The sequence below is a fragment of the Streptomyces sp. NPDC127100 genome (assembly GCF_042724095.1).
Classification (GTDB): Bacteria; Actinomycetota; Actinomycetes; order Streptomycetales; family Streptomycetaceae; genus Streptomyces.
This window is the reverse complement of the sequence record NZ_JBHXFL010000095.1, coordinates 1-5,572: the sequence shown is the minus strand read 5'-3', so window position 1 is coordinate 5,572 and position 5,572 is coordinate 1. Positions and strand designations below refer to the sequence as shown.

Annotated in this window: 4 protein-coding genes; 2 read left to right on the top strand and 2 right to left on the bottom strand. The window is 74.9% G+C overall.

Annotated elements, in window-relative coordinates; genetic code table 11:
• Positions 1-44: 44 nt before the first annotated feature.
• Together ACFWJB_RS35325 and ACFWJB_RS35320 are read right to left on the bottom strand one after the other, a co-directional pair.
• Complete coding sequence (locus ACFWJB_RS35325; RefSeq protein ID WP_386927407.1) at positions 45-1,100, bottom strand: chitinase; 1,056 nt, start codon at positions 1,098-1,100, stop codon at positions 45-47.
• Positions 1,101-1,292: 192 nt separating this feature from the next.
• On the bottom strand, positions 1,293-2,723 hold the full coding sequence (locus ACFWJB_RS35320) for an MFS transporter (protein ID WP_386927405.1): 1,431 nt from the start codon (positions 2,721-2,723) through the stop codon (positions 1,293-1,295).
• Between the two features lie 101 nt (positions 2,724-2,824).
• Here ACFWJB_RS35320 and ACFWJB_RS35315 point away from each other — a divergent pair, with 101 nt between their 5' ends.
• Together ACFWJB_RS35315 and ACFWJB_RS35310 are read left to right on the top strand one after the other, a co-directional pair.
• Positions 2,825-3,754, top strand: a complete 930-nt coding sequence (locus ACFWJB_RS35315; RefSeq protein ID WP_385473216.1) for a helix-turn-helix domain-containing protein — start codon at positions 2,825-2,827, stop codon at positions 3,752-3,754.
• 82 nt (positions 3,755-3,836) lie between these two features.
• Positions 3,837-5,414 carry a hypothetical protein gene (locus ACFWJB_RS35310; RefSeq protein WP_386927403.1) on the top strand — a complete coding sequence of 526 codons (1,578 nt, stop codon included), beginning with the start codon at positions 3,837-3,839 and terminating at the stop codon, positions 5,412-5,414.
• Positions 5,415-5,572: the final 158 nt, after the last annotated feature.

The window sequence follows — 5,572 nt, the reverse complement described above, 5'->3', positions numbered from 1 at the left end:
GGGTGAGGGGTGGGCGTTCGGCGTTTTGGGGCGCTGTTCGTTCGTCAGCGGCCCTGGAGTGCCTTCACGTTGTCGCCGAAGGTCCAGTTCTTCGAGCCGTCCCAGTTGAGGGACCAGGTCATCAGGCCCTTGAGGGAGCCGTTGTAGCGGTTCCAGGCCTGGGCCACCAGGGACGGCGACATGTGGCCGCCGCCCGCGCCGGGTTGGGCGGGCAGGCCCGGGACCTGCTTGTCGTACGGCACCCGGATCGTGGTGCCCTGGATCACCAGGCCCTTGTTCAGGCAGTCGGTCTGGGCGGTGAAGCCCTGCACCGTGCCGGCCGCGTAGGAGTCACCGGAACAGCCGTACATGCTGCCGTTGTAGTACTGCATGTTCAGCCACCACAGGCGGCCGTTGTCGGCGTACTTCTTGATGACCGGCAGGTACGCGCCCCAGATCGAGCCGTAGACGATGCTGCCGCCGGTGACGTAGGCGGTCTCCGGGGCCATGGTGAGGCCGAAGTTCGACGGCATCCGGGCGAGGACGCCGTCGATGACGCGGATCAGGTTGGCCTGGGACGTGGAGAGCTGGTTGACGTTGCCGCTGCCCGTCAGGCCCGTCTCGATGTCGATGTCGATGCCGTCGAAGTTGTACCTCTTCAGGATCGGCACGATCGTGTCGACGAAGCGGTCGGCGACGGCGGTGGAGTTGAGGTCGATGCCGGCCGTCGCGCCGCCGATGGAGAGCAGGATCGTCTGCCCGGCCGCCTTCGCCGCGCACATCTCCGCGGGCGTCGCCACCTTCACGCCCGTGTCCATGCCGTCCTCCCACAGGGCCGTTCCGTCGGAGCGGATGACCGGGAAGGCCGCGTTGAGCACGTTGTAACCGTGGGCGGCGATGCGGGAGTCGGTGATCGGGGTCCAGCCGAAGGGCGGGTGGACGCCGTTGGCGGCGCCGTCCCAGTTCTCCCAGTAGCCCTGGAGGACCTTCCCGGCGGGCTTCGACTTCACGGCGCAGGTGTCGGCCGCGGGCGCGGCGGACGAGGTGGTGGCCGTCAGGGGGACGAGGACGGCGGCGGCCGCCGCCGCGGCGGCGAACAGGCGGAGTCGGTGACGGAACATGCGGCTTGCCTCCTGTGTGGGGTGAGGTGGCGCTGGCATGACAATCCTCTGGTCCAGACCATTCGTCAACGCCCCCGATCCGTTCGCCACCCACCGGGTCCCGTCCGGGCCGGTCCGGACGGGACCTCACCGCTCGCGACGCCCGCGCCGGCCCACGCGCCACGTGCCGCCTGCCGCTAGCCGTCCGCCGCCTCAGCCGGTCGTCCGCGGCAGCCGCAGGCTCAGCAACCCCGTCAGCGCCACCGCCGCCAACTGCACCAGCAGCGTCGTCACCAGCGCGTCCCGCATGCCCAGGCTCGGCACCAGAGTCAGGAACAGCGTGCCGAGGACGGCCACCCCGAGCGTCAGGGACGACTGCTGCGTCGTCATCATGACGCCGCTGCCGACACCCGCACGGGCGGGCGGCACCTCCGACAGGACGATCCGGAAGATCACGGGGAGCTGGAGCGCCTGCCCGGCCCCGGCGACCGCCGCGCCCGGCAGCAGCTCGACCGGGCCGAGGTCCGGCCAGGAACGCCAGGCGGCCAGCGCCATCAGGGCCAGGCCCGCGCCCTGGAGCACGGCACCCGCCGGCACGACCCGGGTGCCGTACCGGGCGACCAGCCGGGGCCCGGCGAGGGAGACGAAGAAGAACACCACCGCCAGCGGTGCCAGTGCCGTCCCCGCCGCCACCGGACCGAGGCCCGCGCCCTGCTGGAGGGCGACCGCGACGACGAACATGAAACCGCTGAAGCCGACCGAGAACGGCACGATCAGCAGCAGCCCCCGCCGCAGCGAGACGATCGCGAACAGGCTCGGCGGCACCAGCGGCGTACGGCCCGCGCGGTCCGCCCGGCGCTCCACCGCGTAGAACGCCGCCGCGGCGAACGGGAACGCGGTCAGCGACAGCCACGTCCACAGCGGCCAGCCCGCCGCCCGGCCCTCGGTGAGCGGGACGAGCAGGGTCAGGAGCGAGGCGGCCAGCAGCACCGTGCCGGGGCCGTCCACCGGCTCCGGGCGCGCCGAGCGGGTCTCCGGGACCGTGCGGACGGCCAGCAGCAGGCCCACCAGCACGACCGGGACGTTCACCAGGAAGACGGAACGCCAGCCGGTGCCCGCGATGTCGGCGGCCACCAGGAGGCCGCCCAGGATCTGCCCGGCCACCATCGACAGGCCGGCCGTGGCCCCGTACAGGCTCATGGCCCGGGCCCGGCGGGGACCGGAGGTGGTCGCCTGGATGGTGGCCAGCACCTGCGGCAGCATCGCGGCGGCCGAGGCGCCCTGCGCCACCCGCGCCGCCACCAGCGTCCAGGCGTCCGGCGCCAGGCCGCACGCCAGCGAGGTCAGGCCGAAGGCGGCCATGCCGCCCAGGAACAGCCGCCGCCGGCCGAACAGGTCGCCGAGCCGCCCGCCGAGGACGAGCAGGACGGCGTACGCCACCCCGTATCCGGCGACGACGAGTTCGAGGACCGCCTCCCCGGCCGAGAGGTCGGTGCCGATGGTGGGCAGGGCGACGTTGACGATGAAGAAGTCGACGAGGGGGAGCGCCGCGGCCAGCAGCACCGTGAACAGCCCGGGGCCGCCGAGCGCGGGCGGCGCCGGGGCCGCCGGGCGGACGGGACGTGAAGTGATGGTTTCGGTCACGGAGTCGAGACTGCGGCGCCCTCCCGGCCGGTACCAGAGTCTCCTGATCCTGGTAGCGGGAGCACCTGGCAACAGGATCCGGCGCACGGCACCCTGGAGGCATGACGACGACGGCCCGTGAGGGCACGCGGGCGGCGGCCGCGCCGAGGACGGACCGGGAACCGGGGCCCCCTCAGGCCGCGTCGCGGGTCCGGCGGCACGAACTCGCCGCCTTCCTGCGCAGCCGCCGCGAACGCATCGCCCCCGAGCAGGTCGGGCTGCCCCGCGGCCGCCGGCGCCGCACACCGGGGCTGCGCCGCGAGGAGGTCGCCCAGCTCTCGGCCGTCGGCGTCACCTGGTACACGTGGCTCGAGCAGGCCCGGGACATCCAGGTCTCCGTGCAGGTCCTCGACGCCCTCGCCCGCGCGCTGCTGCTCGACCCGACCGAACGCGCCCACCTCTTCCAGCTCGCCGGGGCCGTCGACCCGGCGCCCGCGACCGACTGCCCGTCGGTCACCCCGGCGCTGCGCGCCCTGCTGGAGCAGTTCGAGCCGTATCCGGCGTGCGTGCAGAACAGCCGGTACGACATCCTCGCCCACAACCGCACCTACGGGCTGCTGCTGTGCGACCTGGACGCGGTGCCGCCGGAGGACCGCAACTGCATGGTCCTGTCCTTCACCCACGACGACTGGCGGTCGTCCATCGTCCACCTGGAGGAGACGCAGCGGCTGATGGCCGCCCGGTTCCGCGCCACGATGGCCGGTCATCTCACCGAGCCCGCCTGGAAGATGCTGCTGGAGCGGCTGCGGTCGGAGTCCGCCGAGTTCCGGGAGGCCTGGGAGCGGTACGAGGTGGTCGCCCACCGCAGCAAGCGCAAGGAGTTCGTCAACCGGTACGTGGGCCGGATCGGCCTCGACCACACCGACCTGTGGCTCGGACCGGAGCCGGGGCCCCGCATGGTCACGTACGCACCGGCCGACGAGACCTCGCGGGAGCGACTGGAGAAGCTGCACGCGATCGCCCTGGAGCGCGGGGGCACGTCGCCGGGATGACCGCCCGAGGTGCGGGAACCCGGGGATATGCGGAAGGTGATGTTCCCAGGGTTTCGTCGGTTCGCACAGGGCGAGGACAGTCATGGCTGAGCAGAAGTCGGCGCAGACGCTACCGCGGCCGTTGCACGCGGCCGCCTCGGCGCTGCGGAAGGTGCCGGGCGCCGGGACGGTCGGCCGGGCGGCCGAGGGGGTGCTGGACAGGATCGGGGCCGTGTCGCCGCGCGGGCGGCGACTGGTCGTGTACACCGGTGCCGGGGTGGCGGGCGTCGCCGGTTTGGTGGAGTGGCCGGTGGCGATCACGGGAGCGGCGGTGGCATGGCTGACCCGGCCCCGGCAACAGGAGACCCCACCGCCGGAGGCGGGTGCCGCCGACGGGGGCGCGGCGGTGACGTCCGGCGGGCGTGCCGCGGTGGGCGCGGGCGCCTCAGGCGGGCGTGCGGCGGTGGCGCCCGGCGGGCATGCGGCGGCGGGGACCGCGGCGGCGAGGAAGAACGCCGCGAGGAGGACCACGACGAGGAGCGCGGCCACGGAGGCCGGCGCCACGAGGAAGAGCGCGGCGGCGAAGAGCGTCGCGGCCAAGAGGGTCGCGAGCAAGTCGGCCGCGGCCAGGACGGTCGCGAACAGGGCGGCCGCGGCGAGGCGGGCCGGGACCGGACCGGCCGCGGCGAGCGGTTTGGCCGGAGCGGGCACGGCGAAGTCGGCGGCGGGTGGACCGGCGGGGGTCAAGTCGGCCGCCACGAGGACGCCTTCGAGCGGGCCGGCCGGGACGAAGCCGGCCGGCACCACGTCCACGGCAAGGGGGTCGGCCGGGGCCGGAGCGGGTGCGGGGACGGCGGCGCAGAAGAGCACCGCGACCAAGGCCGCCGCTCGGAAGGCCGTGACGGCGAAGACCACCGCGACCAAGGTCGCCGCGCAGAAGGGCACCGCGAGCGGGACCGCCGTGCGGAAGGGCACGGCGAGCGGCACCACCGCGCGGAAGAGCACCGCGACCAAGATGGCGGCGAAGACGGGCTCCGCGACCGGGACCGCGGCGCGGAAGTCGGCCGCTGTGAGGGACGTCGCGGCGAAGGCCGTCTCGGCCGGGACGGCCGCGCAGCAGAGCGCCGCGGCCCGGTCCGCGGCGCAGAAGGCCGTCGCCCGGAAGAGCACCGCGACCAAGGCCGCCGCCCAGAAGGCCACCACCAGCGGCCCCGCCGCGCGGAAGTCGGCCGCTGGGAAGACCGACGCGGCGACGACCGCCTCGACGGGGACCGCCGCGCGGAAGGCCGCCGCCGCGAAGACCGACGCGGCGAAGACCGCCTCGACGGGGACCGCTGCCCGGAAGTCGGCCGCTGGGAAGACCGACGCGGCGAAGGCCGCTTCGACCGGGGCCGCCGCGCGGAAGACTGATGCGGCGAAGGCCGCTTCGACCGGGGCCGCCGCGCGGAAGGCTGCCGCTGGGAAGGCCGACGCGGCGAAGGCCGCTTCGACGGGGACCGCTGCCCGGAAGGCTGCCGCTGGGAAGGCCGATGCGGCGAAGGCCGCTTCGACGGGGGCCGCCGCGCGGAAGGCTGCCGCCGCGAAGACCGACGCGGCGAAGAACACCCCCTCCGCGAAGGGCGCCGCAGGCACCCGCGGCGCGGGCGGTGGTTCCGCGTCGCGCGGTCGGCGCGCGGGCTGAGAGGCAGCGATGGCCGGTGGACTCCTGACGCGTTCCACGGGCGCCGTCGCCGGGATCGTCCTGGCCGGTCCCCGCCTTGTCGCGCGCGGCACCGCCCCCGCGGTGGGCGCCGCGGCCGGCGCGGTCGCGGGCACCGCACGGGCCGGCGTGCGCGGCGC